This window comes from Rhodocytophaga aerolata (genome assembly GCF_030503435.1).
GTDB classification, from domain to species: domain Bacteria; phylum Bacteroidota; class Bacteroidia; order Cytophagales; family 172606-1; genus Rhodocytophaga; species Rhodocytophaga aerolata.
Window position 1 is genome coordinate 318,819 of sequence record NZ_JAUKPO010000002.1, and the last position, 20,544, is coordinate 339,362.

The window sequence follows — 20,544 nt, forward strand, 5'->3', positions numbered from 1 at the left end:
CTTATGCCATTACAGCTACCATGTTTATTATCGGCTCACCTAAGTAGATTGGGCCATTTATCACTATTTTTTCACGGGCCGCAGCCGGACTAATGGCTTTTGTAAATAGCTGCCAGGCAATCTCTCCTGGTATGATTACCTCAGCCAGTGGCTTTGCTACAGCCTCTTGTACTAATTGCCATTTATTGTTCTGCATATATAAGAACCAGTTTCCGCCCGCTTCGCCAGTTACAGTACATTTTACGACAGCTCCTTCTTCTGCCTCTGTATGCCGGTATGTGTGAGGCAATGCCCGCATAAAAGTATCTAGCAGCGGATAATAAAAGTGCCTGTTCATGATTCCGGCCTTATGTACTGCCAATCGTATCTGCTGTTGATGATGCCACCGTTCGGTATATTCGCGGGCTATATCAAACCAGTTCCGGGATTCTGCTTCCCCTGCCCAGGCCACCGAAAATAAAGCTTTTGCATAAGGATCAAGTCCTTTAAACACCTCATATACTTCCTTTCCGGTGTGCTCCAGCAGTTCTATTAACAGTTGCGGACTTATCCGCTTGGTAGCCTTTACCCAGTCGGCATTCAACCCATTCAGGAAATTTACCAGATCGGCATACGACTGAATATTCTCAGGTTTTTCTCCAAAGTAATTGTCTCTACCCATACTGATTCTGCGGATATTCCCATCCAGCAGATGAGAGGCAATGTCTTTTACTGTCCATAATCTGGCTACGGTAGGTCTGTTCCAGTCATCGGGACTCAGGCTACGCAATAGTTGAATAAGTTCTCTGTCCAGTTCTGGAAAGAGGTCTATCAAGTGAATTGGTGGTAATGTTTGCATATGACTTATAATTTTCCTTGCCAGAGCTGATAGTGCTCCGGAAATAAGCTTTTTACATCCGTTTCTTTTTCAAAGATTCCATATACGGTAGAGCCAGATCCAGACATACTGGCATACACCGCTCCATGTGTGTACAAAGAGTCTTTAATTTGCCGTATTCCGGGATAGTTGGCAAAAATGTTTTTTTCAAAATCATTTATCAGGTATTCTTTCCAGCGTTCTATTGGAAGGGCAAGTATTTCCTCAATTTTACGTTCCGGCTCGGCAGGTGTAATCCCTGCATAGGCCTCGGCTGTTCCTATATGGATTTGTGGATTTACTAAAGCAATATAATACTTACTCAAGTCTACCTGAATATCTCTGAACTGATCACCTTTTCCGTAACAGAACACAGGGGTATTTTCGATAAAGAAGGCACAGTCACTTCCCAACCGCCTGGCATATTCCTGCATCTGGGCCACCGTGAGGTTCAATGCAAATACCTGATTCAGCAATTTAATACAAAAAGCTCCATCAGCAGAACCGCCTCCCAGACCAGCACCTATAGGAATAACTTTGTGTAGATGAATACTTACCGGGGGTAGCGAAAAATCTTTTTGCAGGAACTGGTAGGCTTTCACACACAAATTGCCAGCTGCATCGCCTGGAATAGGTATGCCAGTACTCGCAAAGGCAAAGGATTCGGCCGGAACCATTTCCAGAACATCCGTCCAGCCAACCGGATAGAAGCAGGATTCAATGTTATGAAATCCATCGGGCCGTTTAGCAATAATATTCAGCCCTAAATTAATTTTGCAGGTAGGAAATACGACCAAGTTTTTCAGAAGTTAGTGACTAGTATTTTCGCTTTTCGGAGCAAGAGAACAATAATAACAGAATTTCTGCAAAATTTGCCCGCTTATCATAGGAAATACATAGCCGTACAATTTAGCACCTAAGCCTGGGCTAATCGTATAGCCTGTTGGCCTATCCTTTTGGGAATACCTGCCGATATTCGTAACTTGATGAGAGGAATGAGATCATGTTTATGAAGAAATATTTACTTGGATTGGGCATACTTCTGTTGTTGCTGGCGATACTTTATTTAGCAGGCCCCAAACCGGCTTCTCCCAGTCTGGTAGCCGGTTATCCTACCTTACCGCATAACCTGACCGAACTCGAAAAAGTAGTCCAGAATTCAGAAAAAGCCCTAAAAACAATAAAGCAAGATAACCAGGCCCGCATTATCTGGTTTGATAGCCTACGGAAAGAAAAGACACCCTATAGTATTGTTTACCTGCACGGCTTTGGTGCCAGCCAGGCTGAAGGAGCACCAGTACATACCCAACTGGCTAAGCAATTTGGTTGCAATTTGTACCTTTCCCGCCTCCGGGACCATGGCGTGCAACAGGAGAATGTATTTGCAGATCTTACACCAGAAAACTTTTTAGAAACTGCTCAGCAAGCTATTGCTGTGGGCAAAGAATTGGGCGATAGTGTACTGGTAATTGGCACCTCTACCGGCGGTGCTTTTGCTTTATATGCAGCCTCCCATGATCCATCTATTAAGGCTCTGGTACTGTACTCACCGTTGATAGACTTTTATTCCGGAGCTACTGCCCTCATAGACAAACCCTGGGGCCTTCAACTTATGCGGACTATTATTGGTTCGGATTATATGGAATTTACCCGGAAAGACACACTAGAAGATCAGTACTGGCTGTCTAAATACCGTCTGGAAGGTCTGGTAGCCCTCAAATCTTTCGTTGCTGCGGCCATGACCGAAGAAACATTTAGCCAGGTGAAATGCCCCGTATTTCTGGGGTATTATTACAAAAATGAAGAAGCACAGGATAAGGTTGTCTCTGTTCCGGATATGCTGGAAATGTACGATCAACTGGCTACACCCATCCATCTGAAGCAGAAAAAAGCCTTCCCGGAGGCAGGACACCATGTAATAGCATCGTATATCCGCTCCAAAGACTATGAAGGTGTAAGAGATGAAACAGCCAGATTTTTTCAGGAAGTAGTACACCTAAAACCCGTATCGGCTGCGGAACCATCTTTATCAGAGATGGCGGCTTCCCAATAATGATTAACTCCCTCTTTTCCTGCATCCGGCCTACGAACAGCCATGCTCTTTGCTTTTATCTCACTAGCTGATTATATAAGTGTGTAAGCGTTTGCTGTGCATTGGAACACAAACCGGTATGAACCGGCGATGTTTGTACAATGGTGCTACGGGAAGCCGTTAGCCAGCGGAAACGGGCAGCTATGGGCAGTTTTCCTATAATTCCTCCTTCTGCCCGGCCTGCGCATACCTTTTTAAAAGCCAGCAGCCGTTCCTCTAATTCTGGCATATCTACTTCTATAGAAAAGATTTGCAGCCGTTGCCGGGGCAGTTCATACATTGTTTCTAGAAAACCCTGCGCAGAACAATACAAAATAACACCAGCATTGAGAAATTCTTCACGTTCCACACGTGGGACAATGCGGATAACGGCATACTCAAATAAGTGCTTTTCTTGCATAATTAGCTTCGTTGACAAAAATTTCTGAAGAGGCAATCCTGGTGGTTAAAAATTGGCTATACATCTTCCGTGATTCCAGGGCGGATTCTGTTGGAAAAGCTTCTTCCAGCCACTCATCTGGTATAAGAGATACAATGGATTGTATCCGCTGAGGGGTAAGTATCGTGCGGAAAATGGCATCTGCTTGCTCCAGTTCAGAAGCCTGTGGCAATAATACATGATCTTTTACTTGCGTGAATGGCCGCTGGCTCTGCTCCTGCCAGTTTTGTCCGGAATGATGAAAGTACAAGGATGCTCCATGATCTATCAGCCATAGTTCTTTGTGCCACATCAGCATATTCGTATTACGGGCTGTGCGGTCCACATTAGTTATCAGGCAATCCAGCCATACAATTTGGGAGGCAAGCGTAGCATCTATTGTATTGACCACAGCATCAAACGTGATAGCCCCTGACAGATAATGTAACCCCAGATTTACTCCACCACTCGCTTTTAACAGATCCTGTATTTCTTCATCCGGCTCTGTCCGGGACATTACCGGATCTAAAGTAGCAAATACAATTTCGGGTATCCGCAAACCTAACGTACGGGCTATTTCTCCGGCCAGTAACTCGGCAATCAGTACTTTTACGCCCTGCCCGGCACCACGGAACTTTAGTACATATAGAAATTCATCGTCTGCCTCTATAATAGCAGGCAGTGAACCACCTTCCCGCAATGGTGTAACATATCGGACTACCTGGACAGCCCGTAATTGAGGTTGACTGCTGATCACGGCTATTTAGTTTATATAGTATCTTTGGTTAGTTGGATTCAAGTGTTTGGCAAACTCAAATGTATTAAATAATATGCTGATCTACATGATTCATACATCATTCAACCAATTTTATAGAACACCAATCCCATACCTGAATTATCAGTTGTATACTTGATAAATACGTTATATATTTACCATATGGAAGAACTCACCAAAACGGAAGAGCGCATCATGCAAGCTCTCTGGAAATTAAAGAAAGCGTTTGTCAAAGATATTATTGAGCATCTGCCGGATGATCCTAAACCTCCATATAATACTATTTCGTCTGTCGTACGTATCCTGGAGAAAAAAGGCTATGCAGGTTATACCGCTTATGGCAAAACGTATGAATACTTTCCGCTTATCAGTAAATCAGCCTATAAATCTTTTGCTGTAGAGAAATTGTTAGGCAACTATTTCGATAACTCAGCAGCCAGCCTTTTGTCGTTTATGATAAAGGAAGAAAAATTAAGTGCAGAAGAAATGAAAAAGCTAAAAAAAATCATTAACAAGAATCTGTAGGCAGCACGTATTGTAAGCAATAGGTATTGGCTGTCAGCCAAAAACAACGGGCAAAGGCGGCTGAAATAGAATGTATTGCTATAGCACCGGAAGCATAACTGTTACCGTTGTCCCTACATTTAAGGCAGAATCTATAGCTAAGTATCCTTTGTGCAGTTTAATGATTTTATCCGTTAACGATAATCCTAAGCCATGTCCCTTAACTTGTAAGGCATGATCGGCCCGGTAAAATGGCTCCCGGATATGTTGTAAATCGTCCCTGGAAATACCAACGCCTTTGTCTTCCACTTTAATTTTTAAAAAGCCCGGCTCTTCACCTAAAGTAACAGTAGTAAGTTGTCCGTTGGAAAATTTACAGGCATTCTCCATAATATTTCCCATAGCCGATTTCAGCAAAGCTTCGCTGCCTACTATGGTTAGCTTTTCTTCATCATCAGTAGGTATGTTATATTCAAAAGCAATCCGGTAGCTATCTTTAGTTTCGGTTAATTCCTCAATGGTACTTAGCAGCAGTTCATCTATGCGCAGGGGATTAATTACTATCTTTTTATTTTCAATATCCATCTGGGCCAGTTCCAGTAAGCCATTGTAGAGCTTACTTAAACTCTTTACGTCTTCTAATACGGACTGTAGTACTTTTTCATACTCTTCAACCCCTCTCTTTTTAAGTAAGGCTACTTCTATCTGGCTTGTTACAGATGTTAGCGGAGTACGTAATTCGTGGGAAGCATTCGCTACAAAATTCTTTTGCATTGTAAAGGCTTCCTCCAGCCGCTCCAGCATTTTGTTAAAAGTTATAGAGAGATGGGCTATTTCATCCTTTTGGTTTCCTTCATTTAAACGGGCATGCAGATTACTTGCTGAAATATTGTTTACATCCCGCACTACTTTTGCTATTGGCTCTAATGCCTGGTTAGCAAAAATCCATCCTGCCAGAATGGTGATTCCTATACTCAGCAAAAACACCAGGATTAGTACATACTGCAAGTTTCTTAACTTACTCAGCCCATAAATATCTCTGGCCGAAGCAATCACTACATATCGTTTGTATTTTCCCGCATAGAGCATACCTACTACCTCTTTTGTTCCATCGGTGTAATATAACTCTGTCTCCAGCCTGATCTGGTTTAACAAGGCTACAGGTATGGAGTCGCCGGCTTCGTCCTTGCTGTTGTAAATTTCTTCGTTCAGGTAATTATAAATAATTACCTTTTCTTCTGGTAAGGCGGTGGTATTCTGATTAATAATTCTAAGCAATGTATTATCTATCTCGTCTACATCTACTAACAGTTTGGCTGAACTAATGGCTTTATCTTTTAGCCGCCTGTTAAATTCATTGCTCCGGTATTGGGCCGATGAGAAATACACCACCAGAGACGACATCAGCAGGATAGATGCCACGATAAGGGCAAACTTTATGGCTAGTTTTATCTTTATATTCATATCTATTCTCCTTCCTTCATAATGTAGCCCATACCTATATGAGTATGGATTAATTTGGGAGAATAGTTTTTATCAATTTTCTTCCGGAGGAAGTTTACATATACTTCAATTACGTTGGTACCGGTATCGAATGTGTGGTTCCAGAGTTTTTCGGCCAGATCCACTTTTGAGATAATTCTGCCTTTGTTCCGTAAAAAGTACTCTAACAACTGAAATTCTTTGGCAGTTAAATTGATTATTTCGCTGCCCCTGGTGACAATTTTTGTTTCTAGATTTACTTCCAGATCTGCAATTTTTAATACACTTACGTCACCAGAAACAGGTTGGTTTGCTCTTTTTAATAAAGCCCGCAACCGTAGAAGGAGCTCTTTAAACTCAAAGGGCTTCACCAGATAATCATCGGCTCCGGCATCAAAACCTGTTTCTTTATTTTGAAGAGAACCTAATGCCGTCAGCATAAGAATAGGCACTTTTGCATTAGTAGTCCGTATTGCTTTGCAAACGTCAAACCCATTCATTTTGGGCAGGTTTATATCTAAAATAATCGCATGATACTTATTAGAAAGAGCCATTGTTTTTCCTATAACCCCGTCGAAAGCCACTTCAGCCGTATAATAATTATCTTCCAAGCCTCTTTTAATAGATCCGGCTACTTTGGTTTCATCTTCTATAATTAATATCGAGGAGTGCATAACTGAGCTTTATGGTATATGCTCTAAATTACTCTTATCACCGATAACAGCAGATGCATTATCCTGCTAAATCTTACCTGCTCATTCAGTGGATTTTAAGCTCATTTTAAGGTGCTTTTAAGGCATTTTTAACGTGAGTTTAAGTCCGTTTTAAGGAGAGGTGTATAGTTTTGCTGTATCTAACATATAACCCCAGCGCATACAACTATGAACGTATCCAACACAAACAAAGTAATTGCAAGTATTATTGCAGCCGTCATGCTTGCTCTGCTCATGACTACTTTTATCACTGTGAATAAAAATTCACAGCTTAAAGAAAAGGCTAATCAGGAAAGAATACAGTCTGAAAAGCTTTTATCTGAAAAACTATTATTAACTAAACAAATTGAAGATTTCCGGAAAGAAATTTCGTCGTTAAAAGGAATAAATAAAGAAACAGATTTGCTCCTGGAAAAAGCCAACAGAAACCTGAATGAAAAAGAAGCCACTATCAATAAATTGTCGAAAGACGCATCGGATGCTAAACAGGTAAAGGCTCAACTGGCAGATGTAAAAAAAATCCGGGAGAATTTATTAGCTGAATTAAAAAAAATAAATACCGACAACACGGAGCTGAAAGCTTCTAATGCTGAGCTGCAGGGAAAAAATGATGAGCTAAAGAAAGCCTATGATAATTTGCTAGCAGAAAACAATACGTTAGCTCATCAGCTCAGAGAAAAATCATTTACCGGTACTAATTTCAAAATTGAAGTAATTAAAGGCAAAAAGGATAAACTCACTGTAAAAGCCAAAAAAACAGATAAAATCCGGATTGAATTTGAAGTAGCTGCCAACACCTATCCCATTGACCCTACCTTTATACATGTGGATTTGCTTTCTCCGGAAAAAACCATTTCTGCAGGCGAAACAGATGTTAAGGTAGAAAACCAGGCACCGCTTTCAGCTAGTTTAGATAAAAATGTATCTAACGAAACTCCACAAAAAATTATTATTGAATACACTCCCAAAGAGAAGATGAACCTGGGCAGTTATACGGCTATTGTGTTCCATAAAAATACCTTCTTAGGTAAAGCACAGTTCCGGTTAATGAAATAACCTCTTTTAAATTTTAGCATATGCATCCTTATATTAAAGTAAGGATGCTTTTTTATTTTAGGCAATTGACAAACACAATCAGTTGCAGGCCAACCTAGGATTTTTTAGGTTTTTAACCCATTTTTATAGCTAGCAATCCAGTTGCCTGAAACCTACCTATTGAAAGGGAAGAACATTTTCTGGCGATAGAGGTTTCTATAGAGAATTTACTACTCAGCACAAGTATGGTCCATGTAAATAAATATATTGTTTTTATAGTTACCAGCATCTGGTACATAGCTGCCTGTGATGACACCAGCCAGCGGGGAATAGATAGCCAGGAAGTAAAACAGGAGATCAGAAACCGGGAAATTAAATACGTTACTCAGCCTCAGATTATCGATGCTGCTTTCAAAAGAGGGAGCCAGATTACAGATACTTTGCAGCAAGCCCTCACGCGGCAAATGCAAAAAGCCGTAGCGGAAAAAAGTCTGACAGAAGCGGCCGCTTATTGTAAGTTAGAGCAACTGGAAGCCTATAAGCAACTGCAGGAAAAACATACAGCGAGTATTAAAAGAGTACGGTTAAAAGCCCCAAAAGCCGATTTACTGTTGAATGAAATGGAGAAACAATTACTGGACGCTTACCAGTATAATCAGGAGAACAAACTACCTTTAGAGAATAATGTACAGAAATCAGGAGCAGAAGAAATGCTTTTTACAGCACCCATTCTGGTCAGCAATACTGTATGTTTGAAATGCCATGGCAAAGTCGGAACAGACCTCAGTGGGGAAGAATATCAAACCTTACAAGCAACCTATCGCATGGATTCACTGGTCAATTACTCCCTTAATCAGCCAATAGCCATATGGAGTATCCTCTTCCCGAGGAAAGGACTTATCAAAAGTATACAGGCTGAGTAGCTACTAATGTTGTTCTAATTTTTACTGGCTATGTTGCTTTACTCCATAGATGACTTTTGCTGTTCTACAGGTACTGCTGCGTACGAATAGGTTGGCTGCATAGAAAGAGTTTTTACCGGCTGCTTTGGCGGCACATTTAGCGTAGTTTTTAATTTCTGGTATGCCGAACGTATAATCCTTCCTCCCATAGCACTGAAAAATACCCCTAATAACAGATTGATAAACGCTGCAATAGCATAGGGATTATTCATCAGTATTATACCTAAGAGGACAGTGACAATTCCGCTGAAGATAAGAATCCCCTCTTTAACAGTATAGCTACGCAGGTCAAACGCCAGCGCAATTTGAACTAATCCCATACCGGCGCATATTCCTCCGAGCATACCCATAAATACATTCATAGCCGCCGCAGGAAAAGTAAGTACCCATATACCCAACAGCAAACTAAGTAAGCCTTCGTAATGGAACAAGCCAAAATTTCTGATCTCAGTTTTTGTATGAATAATCGATAATAATGTTAATAATCCGCTAATGGCTGTTGCGGTTCCAAATGTGTATGCTAGTATAGTAAAATTTTTATCTTCAAAGAATAAGGCGATTATACAGGCTAATCCAAAAACGGTACTCAATACACCTTTTACTGCCACCAGCTTTGTCTCCGATTGATTAAATACTGTTAGTGTCATAGATAATTTTAATTAATAGATATATTGTACTTTACGAATATAGGGGCAATAGTGTTTTCTCTTTTCAGTAAGTCTTAGAATAAACATGCCTGCTCATTGATGAGCAGGCATGTTTTTAGCTTTACCTGAACTATCAGTTATAAAAAAGTTTAGCAGGTATTACACTTTCTTTGTTTCAGGGGAGATAGTTTCTTTAGTTAATGCCCGTACGGCCGGGCCATTGAGTACTTCTCCGGTACTGGCTTCAAACCTGGCTCCGTGGCAAGGACAATCCCAGCTTTTATCTGAATCGTTCCATTGCACGATACAATGCATGTGCGTACAAACTGGCGAAAGGGCATGCACTACATCATTATCGTCCCGGTATACGGCTAGTTGCTTGCCTTCTACCCGTACAATGCAGCCTTCGCCTCTGGGCACCTCTGCCGCTTCGCTGGCATCAGTAGTCAGGCGGTCTTTCACAAAATGATACATGGTAGTTAAGTTTTCCTCTACCCAGTCTTTGGCTGAGGCTACAATATTTGCCCGGTTAGGGGCATATACCTTAGCTAATGGATTGTCTTTCCCAGTAAGCAGGTCGGATAGCAGCAGGGCAGAAACTACGCCAAAGGTAAGTCCATCGCCAGTGAAGCCGGTAGCAATGTATTTGTTTTTACCAAAAGGGCTTCTTCCAATGTAGGGTAATCCATCTGCGGCCTCAAAGTGTTGCGAAGACCAGCGGTGTGAGAATTCGGTAATACCGAACTTTGCTTTAGCATAAAACTCCAGTCGCCTGAACGATTCATTTTCATCATACCCACTTTCACCTACTTTGTGGTCTTCACCCCCAATGATCAGGTAATTTTCTCCATTCATTTCATAGGTACGGATGTAGTGATAATGTTTCAGCACATCCCAATATAACCCTTTGGCCACCTTATCTTTCTCTACTTTAGCAGCTACCACATACGAGCGGTAGGGAATCATTTCAGCCTGCGTAATATTGAACTGGATGGGTGTATGGGTTGCCAGCACTACGTGTTTAGCGGTAATTTTTTGTCCATTCTTGGTAGTTACTACGCAAGGTTCACTGTCGTCTACATCTGTTACATGTGTTTTTTCAAAAATCTGTCCACCATCCCGTACAATACATTGTGCCAGGCCATAGATATACTTTAATGCATTAAACTCTCCCTGATCTTTCAGTTCAAAAGCCCGCTTCACAGAAAAAGGCAGTGGAATGGTATTGGTAAAAAAAGCATTTAGCCCGGCTTCAATAGTAGCTTTTCCTCCGTCATTTACATCCTGCACCGAGCTTTCATCTTCTGTATATTGATAAGCAGATAAACGGACAAAATCACATGCTATGTTTTCGTCTTTACATACCTGCTCAATAAAATTGATGGCATTCTGCATAGAAAAAGCTACTTTTCTGGCTGTTTCTTTGTCAATGGCAGAAGAAACAAATGAGTAGTCTGCATCCAGAGAAGAAGTTAAGTGCCCGGTACTGAAAGCAGTACAGCCCGAACCCAGTTTATCAGATTCCAGCACCACTACTTTTACGCCCTGCTTTGCCAGCAGATAAGCCGTAGTAATGCCTGTAATACCTGCCCCTACCACTACCACATCTGTTTGTAAATCGGAAGTAAGGGAATGAAAGGAAGGAGCGGTAGAAGCATCCTGCCAGATAGATTTTAAGAAATTTTGCATAGTGGTTTGTTTTAATATATACTTTTTCTCTATTGTATAAATACTTTCACCTGATAGCCATTAGGCGTAAAATAGTATCAACCTCTGTTGAGGCTGTGTTGTTTAGCATACGGTGTTTATACTACAGAGTTGTAGGGAAAATTAAAACAAGGTTCCTTGTACAGGTTGAGGTGTAATGCGGGGAGGCGTCAGAGAAAATTTGCCTTTTTCGTTCAGTTGTTGAATAAAATAAGCGACTAATTCGGGAGAAAATTTATTGTCTGGCTCGTGTACAAAAAAATACAACGTTTGTAACCCAGATTCTATCCATTGTAGGCAGCGTTCTATCCAGTCACTTACCCGTGTATAATCCGTAGGATGCAAACCGTTGCCTACAAAACGGATCATGGCAATAGGTGTGGTTAAGCGTTGATGCAACACATCCCGCCGGCCGGCTACATCTGTAATAACGGTGCTAATGTTGTATTGTTCCAGCAGATCAAACGCTTTATCGGTAACAGGCGAAGACTTAAACCAGTCTTGGTGGCGGAACTCAATAGCTAGGGAAATATCTTTGGGGAAAAATTTTACATACTTCTCCAGCAGAGGAAAATACTTAGGCGAAAAATTAGGAGCTAGCTGCAGAAAGGAAGTTCCCAGATGTTCGCCTAATCCGCGGATGGCTTCACAAAACTCCAGGGTCAAGTCTTCTGCTTCATCGAGTTGCTTCTCATGGCTAATAATTTGCGGAAATTTCGGGCTGAAAGTAAATCCTGGTGCTGCGGCCGCTTTCCAGCGTTCAATGGTTTCAGGGTCTGGAATGCGGTAATGAGTTGTATTTAGCTCAATGGTGTTAAACTGCCTGGAATAATGATATAGAAAATCTTTTTCTTTGGCATGTGAAGGATATACTTTGCCTACCCAGTCTTTATTTGTCCATATCGGACAGCCTACATAGATGGCAGGTTTACTGGCTTTGTGGGCATTTTTCTGCAGAACCGTTTTTGTCTGAGACGCATCTGCAGGTAAAGTAAAGTCTACAGAAGTGATATCAGATAATTTGCCGAAATCCATGGAGAGACAGTTTGAAGATTGGTAAATGTGGAAATTTGAAAATTATTTTTCTTTTATCAAAGCAAAATTTTCAGTGTTATAGGGAAATAACCCTATTAACTACAGGTAACAAAAAAGGTTGAAATCTATAGATACTTTCGTATAGATTTCAACCTTTATATAGTATAGGTAGATATGAGCTTATAACTCCTCGTCTTCCTGCACCCCATAAGGTCCTTCTTGCCTGGCCTGGTCTTCGGCACTGTTCCCTTCTTTGCGTTCGTCCTGCAAGTCGGTTATGGTTTTGGTGCTATCCTTTTCAGCGGATACCGTTCCTTTTTCGTCAGGGTTACTATCGGCCTTTTTTATAGCCTGATAGCTACCTTCGGTAAACTGGTCTTCATTGTCGCCAATAGGCATATTTTCATTTTCCGGGTTCATACGCGTAACGTTTAGTATTCTTCTGTATATACATACGGATAGACAGAAGGCTTGTTGCTTATGAACCTGAAGCAAAAGCAACCCTTAGTTTAAAGGCGTAATATTAATCGCTTCCACTCCCCTGATCTCTGGCACAGCCTTGATAATAGCTTCTTCTACGCCAGCTTTCAGCGTCATGGTAGACATACGGCAAGAACCGCAGGCGCCTAATAATTCCAGCTTTACTACTTTTTCTTCCGTAATTTCCAGAATTTTTACATTACCTCCATCTGCTTCCAGATATGGGCGGATCGTATCTAAAGCCTTCTCTACTTTATCTGTTAAGTCAGTATTTACAAGCGTATTCATAGGTATATATTTTAATATGTCTGAACCTGGATTTAAGTATTCGAAGATTAACAGGATTACTTTAAGGGAGAATATCACCTACTGATACGGCTTTTTCTCCTGTGTTTTACATTCAGAAAAATCTTTCTCATCCAAGTAATCCGGCGAATCCTGGTTACACTTTTATTTCCACAGGTCTGGTTCTTTCCAGCGTTGCATTTCTGATAGACACTTCCTGGGCTAAAGCCTGGGCCACTTCTTTAAATGCAGCAGCGGTTACTTCATCAGTCATTACCGCAGGTTTTCCAAAGTCGCCGGCTTCCCGGATACTCTGCACCAAAGGGATCTGTCCCAGCAGCGGCACATTGTATTGAGTGGCCAGTTCTTTCCCCCCATCTTTGCCGAATAAGTAATACTTATTTTCCGGAAGTTCCTCAGGTGTAAAATACGCCATGTTTTCCACAACTCCCAGCACCGGCACATTAATTTGTGGCTGACGGAACATAGCCAATCCTTTGCGGGCATCGGCCAGGGCTACTTTCTGAGGGGTAGTCACAATAACAGCTCCGGTAACTGGCACAGTCTGCACTAGCGTCAGGTGAATATCACTGGTACCTGGAGGCAGATCAATAAGCAAATAATCTAATTCACCCCAGTCGGCATCGGCTATAAACTGGCGCAGGGCAGAACTAGCCATTGGGCCACGCCATACAACCGCACTTTCTGCCCGAGCCAGAAAGCCGATAGAAATCATTTTTATGCCATATTGCCGTACAGGAATAATATAGTTTTTGCCATCTTTCTGGGTAACCAATGGTTGCAGATTCTCCGCATCAAACATGGTTGGAATAGAAGGCCCGGAAATATCGGCATCAATAATCCCTACTTTGGCCCCACTCCTATGCAAGGCCATTGCCAGGTTAGCCGTTACCGTAGATTTGCCTACGCCTCCTTTACCGGAAGCAATAGCAATAATATTTTTTACGCCGGGTAACACAGCCGTTTTGCCCACACGGGTAGAGGTAACATCCGCTGTCAGGTTCACCACTACATTCATCTGCTCGCCAATGTACTTATGTATAGCATCGATACAGGATTTTTTTATCAGTTCTTTCAGCGGACAGGCAGGGGTAGTTAGCACCACCGTAAAGCTTACCTGATTCACTCCAATCTCAATATCCTGGATCATGTTCAGCGTTACCAGATCTTTTTTCAGATCCGGTTCCTGTACTGTACTGAGTGCCTGTAGTATATGTTCTTTGTTAATAGTCATCCCCGTTTTTTAGATTGTTGTTGGGTAAATTTTCTTATTTTTGAAATAGGCTTTTACCCTAAAAATGCATACCAGCCATATGTCTTTCCACTCCGGTACATCAAAAAAACTTGTTCAACCGGAGGAAAGCTTTTTAGGTAAACAAAATAAATGAACCTTTGGCTCAAATTTACCAAAAAAATTACTGTGCAACCAGCAGAAGTGCAGACTTACAGAAAATCAGCGGGTTTGGGCCTGTAACAAAGGTATAAAAAGTAGTTTCAACGTGAAATAAGTACGGCAAAGGATGAGAATAAGCGACGATATTATAGCACAGATCCAGCAGACGGCCGACATTGTAGAGGTAGTTGGCGATTTTGTTACCTTAAAAAAAAAGGGGCAGAATATGATGGCTTGCTGTCCTTTTCATAATGAAAAAACACCTTCTTTTTCTGTTTCTCCGGCAAAAGGCATCTACAAATGTTTTGGCTGCGGCAAGGCTGGCGATTCTATCCGCTTCATTATGGATATTGAAAGTCTGGGCTATGTGGAGGCACTGCGGTATCTGGCAAAGAAGTACAACATAGATATTCCGGAACCAGAAGCCATTACCGATACACAGGTTCAGCAGCAACAGGAAAAAGAAAGCTTATATATTGTACTGAACTATGCCAAAAATTATTACCAGAACCTGCTCTGGAACCAGGATGAAGGGCAGGCAGTTGGCTTAAGTTATTTTAAAGAACGCGGCTTTAAGGAAAATACCATCAAAGAATTTGAACTGGGCTATAGTCTGGATAACTGGGACCATTTCTCTAAAGAAGCCATTGCCAAAGGCTACAATCCGGATATTCTGGATAAAGCCGGTTTACTTATCCGCAAAGAAGGCAAACAATTTGACCGCTTCCGGGGCCGGGTAGTTTTTCCGATTCATAATGTATCTGGTAAAGTAGTAGCTTTTGGGGCCCGTATTCTGAAGCCAGATAAGAACCAGCCAAAGTACCTCAACTCTCCGGAAACAGACGTTTACCACAAAAGCCATATTCTATACGGCTTATTTCAGGCCAAAAATGCCATTCGCCAGGAAGATACGTGTTACCTGGTAGAAGGCTATACGGATGTTATTTCGCTGCACCAGGCAGGTGTAAACAACGTAGTAGCTTCCTCCGGTACTTCCCTTACCATTGAGCAAATCCGCCTGATTGGCCGTTACACGCAGAATATCACAGTTTTGTATGATGGGGATGCGGCCGGTATTAAAGCCTCTTTGCGGGGCACCGACATGATTCTGGAAGAAGGCTTGAATGTGAAAGTAGCGGTATTTCCGGATAATGACGACCCCGATAGTTATGTGCGGAAAATTGGTGCCCAGGCTTTTAAAGATTTTATCAAGAAAAACAGCACCGACTTTATTACCTTCAAAACCAAGCTTTACCTGGATGAAGCGGCCAATGACCCCTTTAAGAAAGCAGGCATCATTAAAGAAGTAGTTGAAAGCATTACCAAAATTCCTGATCCAATTAAGCGGGCGGTATTCTTTAAGCAAACAGCCGGATTGCTGCAGATGGATGAAGGCACGTTGATTGTGGAAAGCAACCAGATTCTGAAAAAACAGGTTCTGGATAAAGAAAAAAAGCATCAGAAAGACCGGGAGCACAAAAAGTCACCTGGCAGGGAAGTGTATCCGGATGCGGATGTTTTCTTTCCGGAAGGGGTACTGCCGCCTCCCGACTTTGATATGCCGGAGCCAGTAGAGGAAGTAGCTGCTGTTCCACAAAAAAATCCGATGGCTTACCGGGAAGAAGAAATTATCCGGATGCTGATCAGTTATGCAGATGCCCCGATAGATGAGCACAATAAGCTTTGCGATTACATCCTTGCCGAAATTGACGGCATTGAATTTCAGACACCCATCTACAGCCGCATCCTGGAAACCATTAAAAATCAACTACGGATGGGCAATATTGTAGGAGCCGATTACTTTGTTCGTCACTGGGATGCGGCTATACAAGCAGAAGCCATTAACCTGCTGGCAAACAAATATGAGATCAGTGAAAACTGGGAGAATAAGTACCAGATATTTATTCCTAAAGAGAAAGACATGCTTTCCCATGCGGCGTTTACGAATATTCTGCGGCTAAAGCAACGCATTGTACAGGATAAAATAACCGCCAACCTAAAAAGCTTTGCCTCAGCCCATACTGAGGCAGAGCAAGAAAGGGTTATGCGTATTCATATGCAACTCAAAGAAATAGAAAAACAAATAGCTGGCTATTTAGGAAATATTGTGAGGTAGAATTTTAAATTTGAAAATGTGAGGATGTGAAAATATACTAAACAGAATAAATGCGCATCTACTACTCTTAGACAATCTTCTCTGCAAGCTTTCTCTGGATTATCTCACTTATTTCATCTGCCCGGTTGTGAATCATAAAATGGCCTCCTTTAGGTATAGCAATGGTATGGGGTGTGTTGCTGAAAGGAAACAGCTTATCGGCTGTTCCATGAATATGCACCAGGTTATCTACAGGCATTGCATTACGCCACAATAGTATTTGTTTGATTGCCCATTCTAAAAATATACTATTTGTATCGGCTACAATCTTCTTTAACAGCACATAGTCTTCATCCGAAATAGGGCTGAAGGCAAACCGGAGAAATGGATTGGGCTTCTTTAGTAGAGCATAGGGCAACCACTTGTATACATGCAGATAGTCTGCTAAGGAGAAAAGCCTAGGGATAGCCTGCCGATGCTGCACACTGGAAATGAGAATTACCTGCTTTACCTGAAGTATTTTTGCCAGCTCTGTAGCCACCATTCCTCCAAACGATACACCCAGCAAAATCTGGTTGCTTTCTATAGCATTTGCTTCCATTAACCGCTTTGCATACTGTTGTAAACTTTCATCCGGAAGGGGAGTAAGCCAATCAATATACACTCGTTCGCCGGATAGAGTTAGCCGTTCAAAAACCCGCTTATCTGCCCCCAGGCCGGAGAATAAATATATTTTTTGCATGTTTCCCTTTACAGAACTATCTGTGTAAATTAAGCATTTTATCTATAGAGATTTCTACTATTACAAGATTCTCCCATTACATACAACTACATGGCGAAAGTTAAAACAACGTATTTCTGTCAGAACTGTGGGCATCAGTCCCCTAAATGGCTGGGCCGCTGCCCTTCCTGCGGCGATTGGAATACCTTTGTAGAAGAGCTGATAGAAAAAGAAGATAAGAATGAAAAAGGATCGTGGCGGGTAAGTACTACACAAAAAGTACTGAACAAGCCAAAGGCCATTACTGAAATTACCTATAGCGAGCAGCCCCGCACCATTACCAAAGATAAAGAGCTCAACCGGGTGCTGGGCGGCGGTATTGTACCTGGCTCTATGGTATTAATTGGTGGTGAACCGGGCATTGGTAAATCTACCCTCATGCTGCAAATTGCCTTAAGTCTGCCTAGCCGGGTGCTGTATGTATCCGGGGAAGAAAGTGAGCAGCAGATTAAAATGCGGGCGGAACGGATGACTACCAAAGGCGACAATTGCTTCATTCTATCCGAAACCTCAACGCATAACATTTTCAAGCAAATTGAGCAATTTGAGCCGGATATTTTGGTAATAGACTCCATTCAGACACTGCAATCTAACCTGATTGAATCGGCAGCAGGGAGTGTATCGCAGGTGCGGGAATGTACAGCAGAGCTGATGAAATATGCCAAAGAAAGTGGTACGCCTGTATTTATGATCGGCCATATTACCAAAGAAGGAACCCTGGCTGGTCCCAAAGTACTGGAACACATGGTAGACACCGTATTGCAATTTGAAGGAGACCGCCACATGGCTTATCGGATTCTGCGTACCACCAAAAACCGCTTTGGTTCTACGTCTGAGCTAGGCATTTACGAAATGCAGGGTTCTGGTTTACGGGAGGTCAGCAACCCTTCTGAAATTCTGATTTCGCAGCGGGAAGAAGAACTAAGTGGCTCTACCATTGGCGCCATGCTGGAAGGCAACCGGCCTCTATTAATAGAAATTCAATCGCTGGTAAGTCCGGCAACCTATGGAACTCCGCAGCGGAGCAGCACTGGCTTTGATGCCAAACGATTGAATATGCTACTGGCAGTACTGGAAAAACGCGGCGGTATCCGCTTAGGCGTGCAAGATGTGTTTCTGAACATAGCCGGTGGTCTGAAAGTAGAAGATCCGGCGATTGACCTGGCCGTTTGTGCATCCATTGTGTCTTCGTATGAGGATATCAGTATTCCCCATACGACTTGTTTTGCCGCAGAAGTAGGCTTGGGAGGGGAAGTACGGGCCGTTAACCGGATAGAAAACCGCATATCGGAAGCGGAAAAACTGGGCTTTAAGGAAATATATATTTCAAAATACAATACCAAAGGTCTGGATTTTAAACAGTTCAACATACGCGTGCATGCCGTAGCTAAACTGGAAGAGATTTTTGCCCAGATTCTGAGTAGTTAAAGAAACAGCCAATGGGTTGATGTGCTGGTGGGCTATTTATTTAGTCTAATACATTTTTTGCCTACTAACTTTATGTTTATTTTGCCAAACTCAGGTCATATTAATACATGAAACAGATACACGACAGGCGGGGATTTCTAAAAAAAAGTGCATTAGCCGCTTTAGCTGGTATAGCAGGCGTAGAAATTGTTTTTGCCGGAAATATGCCCCGCCATTATACACCCCTTTTGTTAGAAGATCCATTGGCCGGAAAAAGTCCGGAAATGATCATCTTAAGTGATAAACCCTGGAACGTAGAAACACCCCCTCATTTACTGGATGATGCCATTACGCCAGTAGAGAAAATGTTTATCCGCAACAACGGCTTAGCTCCTGAAGCATCTATTAACGCAGCTACCTGGACCTTAACAATTAATGGAGAGTCGGTAAATAAACCCAAAACCTATAAAATTACAGACCTGAAGAAACGGTTTAAGACCTATACTTACCAGCTGGTATTGGAATGTGGCGGCAATGGCCGGTCTGGTTTTCAGCCGCAAACTTCCGGTAATCAGTGGGACCAGGGAGCCATCAGTTGTGCCGAATGGACTGGGGTGCGGCTCAAAGATATTCTGGCGGATGTAGGGTTGAAAGACGATGCCGTGTACATTGGTTATTATGGCAAAGACAGCCACTTGAGCCGCGATCCATCGAAAGTAGCTATATCCAGAGGAGTTCCTATTAAGAAAGCCTTAGAAGATGAAACCCTGGTGGCCTGGGCAGTAAACGGAAAAGATATTCCCTTGATTCATGGCTTTCCGTTGCGTTTAGTAATAGGTGGTTGGCCGGCTTCTGTTTCCGGAAAATGGCTGCATACCCTTGCTGTACGCAACAAAGAACATGACGGGGCCAAAATGGATGGCCATAGTTACCGGGTACCGGTTGTACATCTGGAGCCTGGTGAAAAACTAGCTGAAACGCCTGAAAATTTCCGCATCATTGAGTCTATGCCGGTACGCTCCTTAATTACTTATCCGAAAACAGGTGCTCTGCTGGACTCTGGAAAAAAACTTATCTTAAGGGGACATGCCTGGGCGGGCGATCTGGAGGTAAAAGAAATGCATACTTCTATTGACTTTGGAGCTACCTGGCAAGCCTGTAAACTGGAAGCACCCAAAAACCGCCTGGCCTGGCAACATTGGTCTGCAGAGGTGGAGTTCCCAACAAAGGGTTATTATGAAGTATGGGCAAAGGCTACTGACAGCAAAGGTATCATGCAGCCGATGCTGATTCCGAGCTGGAACCCCGGCGGGTATCTGAACAATGCCTGCCACCGCATAGCTGTAAAAGTAGTATAATAGATTTCATCAGAACTTTTGTAGATTAAAAACCATGTGGAAATTTGTTATTTTGTTGGCTATGCTTTTTACCGGACTGGCTAGTTTTAAAGATGCTTCCCAGGCAACTGAACTTAATCCGCGGACATCTGCTAGGTGGGTAACAGATACACTAAAAGTAGATGAAGCTACCGGGTTAATTATTGACGAGCACCTGCCATTGATAAGAGCCAATTGTACGGGCTGCCATTCTACCAAACTCATTGGGCAACACCGGTTTACCAGGGAGGGCTGGGTAGGAAAAATCCGCTGGATGCAGCAATACCATAACCTCTGGAACCTGGGCGAATCAGAAAAATTGATATTAGATTACTTGGAAAAGCATTATTCTCCGGCTAGTGCCAGTAACAAGGTACCCGCCCGCAGAACTCCGCTTACCAATATTGAATGGTACAAGTTAGATGAGTAGTGACCATTAGACAAATACATCCTCATGTTAATTAAGCCTATGGTTTGTTC

At 42.3% G+C, this 20,544-nt stretch carries 21 protein-coding genes; 8 read left to right on the plus strand and 13 right to left on the minus strand.

The window, feature by feature from the left end; translation table 11 throughout:
* Position 1: 1 nt before the first annotated feature.
* Positions 2 to 838: a maleylpyruvate isomerase N-terminal domain-containing protein gene (locus Q0590_RS05725; protein ID WP_302036536.1), complete on the minus strand. Its 837-nt coding sequence runs from the start codon at positions 836 to 838 to the stop codon at positions 2 to 4.
* A 5-nt stretch (positions 839 to 843) separates the two neighbouring features.
* Positions 844 to 1,653: a 4-(cytidine 5'-diphospho)-2-C-methyl-D-erythritol kinase gene (gene ispE / locus Q0590_RS05730; protein WP_302036537.1), complete on the minus strand. Its 810-nt coding sequence runs from the start codon at positions 1,651 to 1,653 to the stop codon at positions 844 to 846.
* A gap of 212 nt (positions 1,654 to 1,865) precedes the next feature.
* Here ispE and Q0590_RS05735 point away from each other — a divergent pair, with 212 nt between their 5' ends.
* Positions 1,866 to 2,909, plus strand: a complete 1,044-nt coding sequence (locus Q0590_RS05735; RefSeq protein WP_302036538.1) for an alpha/beta hydrolase — start codon at positions 1,866 to 1,868, stop codon at positions 2,907 to 2,909.
* A 55-nt stretch (positions 2,910 to 2,964) separates the two neighbouring features.
* Here Q0590_RS05735 and Q0590_RS05740 read toward each other — a convergent pair whose 3' ends face one another.
* Positions 2,965 to 3,348: a DUF3037 domain-containing protein gene (locus Q0590_RS05740; protein WP_302036539.1), complete on the minus strand. Its 384-nt coding sequence runs from the start codon at positions 3,346 to 3,348 to the stop codon at positions 2,965 to 2,967.
* Positions 3,326 to 4,123 carry a HipA family kinase gene (locus tag Q0590_RS05745; protein WP_302036540.1) on the minus strand — a complete coding sequence of 266 codons (798 nt, stop codon included), beginning with the start codon at positions 4,121 to 4,123 and terminating at the stop codon, positions 3,326 to 3,328. Before Q0590_RS05745 ends, Q0590_RS05740 begins: the two co-directional genes overlap by 23 nt.
* A gap of 180 nt (positions 4,124 to 4,303) precedes the next feature.
* On the opposite strand from Q0590_RS05745, the gene Q0590_RS05750 reads away from it, so the two are divergent.
* Positions 4,304 to 4,666, plus strand: coding sequence for a BlaI/MecI/CopY family transcriptional regulator (locus Q0590_RS05750; protein WP_302036541.1), 363 nt, complete (start codon positions 4,304 to 4,306; stop codon positions 4,664 to 4,666).
* Positions 4,667 to 4,744: 78 nt separating this feature from the next.
* On the opposite strand, the gene Q0590_RS05755 is transcribed toward Q0590_RS05750, so the two are convergent.
* Both Q0590_RS05755 and Q0590_RS05760 read right to left on the minus strand, forming a co-directional pair.
* Positions 4,745 to 6,109 (minus strand): sensor histidine kinase, encoded by a 1,365-nt coding sequence (locus Q0590_RS05755; RefSeq protein WP_302036542.1) that lies wholly within the window; start codon positions 6,107 to 6,109, stop codon positions 4,745 to 4,747.
* Between the two features lie 2 nt (positions 6,110 to 6,111).
* Complete coding sequence (locus Q0590_RS05760) at positions 6,112 to 6,801, minus strand: response regulator transcription factor (protein ID WP_302036543.1); 690 nt, start codon at positions 6,799 to 6,801, stop codon at positions 6,112 to 6,114.
* Positions 6,802 to 7,008: 207 nt separating this feature from the next.
* Here Q0590_RS05760 and Q0590_RS05765 point away from each other — a divergent pair, with 207 nt between their 5' ends.
* Together Q0590_RS05765 and Q0590_RS05770 are read left to right on the plus strand one after the other, a co-directional pair.
* The gene (locus tag Q0590_RS05765) at positions 7,009 to 7,896 is read left to right on the plus strand and encodes a DUF8428 domain-containing protein (protein ID WP_302036544.1); all 888 of its coding nucleotides are present in this window, start codon (positions 7,009 to 7,011) and stop codon (positions 7,894 to 7,896) included.
* A 224-nt stretch (positions 7,897 to 8,120) separates the two neighbouring features.
* Positions 8,121 to 8,798: a c-type heme family protein gene (locus tag Q0590_RS05770; protein ID WP_302036545.1), complete on the plus strand. Its 678-nt coding sequence runs from the start codon at positions 8,121 to 8,123 to the stop codon at positions 8,796 to 8,798.
* A gap of 38 nt (positions 8,799 to 8,836) precedes the next feature.
* On the opposite strand, the gene Q0590_RS05775 is transcribed toward Q0590_RS05770, so the two are convergent.
* The 6 genes from Q0590_RS05775 to Q0590_RS05800 form a co-directional block, all read right to left on the minus strand.
* The gene (locus Q0590_RS05775) at positions 8,837 to 9,484 is read right to left on the minus strand and encodes an HdeD family acid-resistance protein (protein ID WP_302036546.1); all 648 of its coding nucleotides are present in this window, start codon (positions 9,482 to 9,484) and stop codon (positions 8,837 to 8,839) included.
* A gap of 159 nt (positions 9,485 to 9,643) precedes the next feature.
* Complete coding sequence (locus Q0590_RS05780) at positions 9,644 to 11,173, minus strand: FAD-dependent oxidoreductase (protein WP_302036547.1); 1,530 nt, start codon at positions 11,171 to 11,173, stop codon at positions 9,644 to 9,646.
* Between the two features lie 141 nt (positions 11,174 to 11,314).
* Positions 11,315 to 12,226, minus strand: coding sequence for a DUF72 domain-containing protein (locus Q0590_RS05785; RefSeq protein WP_302036548.1), 912 nt, complete (start codon positions 12,224 to 12,226; stop codon positions 11,315 to 11,317).
* 180 nt (positions 12,227 to 12,406) lie between these two features.
* Positions 12,407 to 12,646, minus strand: a complete 240-nt coding sequence (locus Q0590_RS05790; RefSeq protein ID WP_302036549.1) for a hypothetical protein — start codon at positions 12,644 to 12,646, stop codon at positions 12,407 to 12,409.
* A gap of 84 nt (positions 12,647 to 12,730) precedes the next feature.
* Positions 12,731 to 12,994, minus strand: a complete 264-nt coding sequence (locus tag Q0590_RS05795; protein ID WP_302036550.1) for a NifU family protein — start codon at positions 12,992 to 12,994, stop codon at positions 12,731 to 12,733.
* 154 nt (positions 12,995 to 13,148) lie between these two features.
* Positions 13,149 to 14,246, minus strand: a complete 1,098-nt coding sequence (locus Q0590_RS05800) for an Mrp/NBP35 family ATP-binding protein (RefSeq protein ID WP_302036551.1) — start codon at positions 14,244 to 14,246, stop codon at positions 13,149 to 13,151.
* A gap of 286 nt (positions 14,247 to 14,532) precedes the next feature.
* Here Q0590_RS05800 and dnaG point away from each other — a divergent pair, with 286 nt between their 5' ends.
* Positions 14,533 to 16,521, plus strand: a complete 1,989-nt coding sequence (gene dnaG, locus Q0590_RS05805) for a DNA primase (protein WP_302036552.1) — start codon at positions 14,533 to 14,535, stop codon at positions 16,519 to 16,521.
* Between the two features lie 67 nt (positions 16,522 to 16,588).
* Here dnaG and Q0590_RS05810 read toward each other — a convergent pair whose 3' ends face one another.
* Positions 16,589 to 17,242, minus strand: a complete 654-nt coding sequence (locus Q0590_RS05810; RefSeq protein WP_302036553.1) for an alpha/beta fold hydrolase — start codon at positions 17,240 to 17,242, stop codon at positions 16,589 to 16,591.
* A gap of 90 nt (positions 17,243 to 17,332) precedes the next feature.
* Here Q0590_RS05810 and radA point away from each other — a divergent pair, with 90 nt between their 5' ends.
* The 3 genes from radA to Q0590_RS05825 all read left to right on the plus strand — a co-directional run bounded on the left by radA (position 17,333) and on the right by Q0590_RS05825 (position 20,494).
* The gene (gene radA / locus Q0590_RS05815; protein WP_302036554.1) at positions 17,333 to 18,709 is read left to right on the plus strand and encodes a DNA repair protein RadA; all 1,377 of its coding nucleotides are present in this window, start codon (positions 17,333 to 17,335) and stop codon (positions 18,707 to 18,709) included.
* Positions 18,710 to 18,816: 107 nt separating this feature from the next.
* Positions 18,817 to 20,046 carry a sulfite oxidase gene (locus Q0590_RS05820; protein ID WP_302036555.1) on the plus strand — a complete coding sequence of 410 codons (1,230 nt, stop codon included), beginning with the start codon at positions 18,817 to 18,819 and terminating at the stop codon, positions 20,044 to 20,046.
* Positions 20,047 to 20,080: 34 nt separating this feature from the next.
* Positions 20,081 to 20,494: a hypothetical protein gene (locus tag Q0590_RS05825; protein WP_302036556.1), complete on the plus strand. Its 414-nt coding sequence runs from the start codon at positions 20,081 to 20,083 to the stop codon at positions 20,492 to 20,494.
* Positions 20,495 to 20,544: the final 50 nt, after the last annotated feature.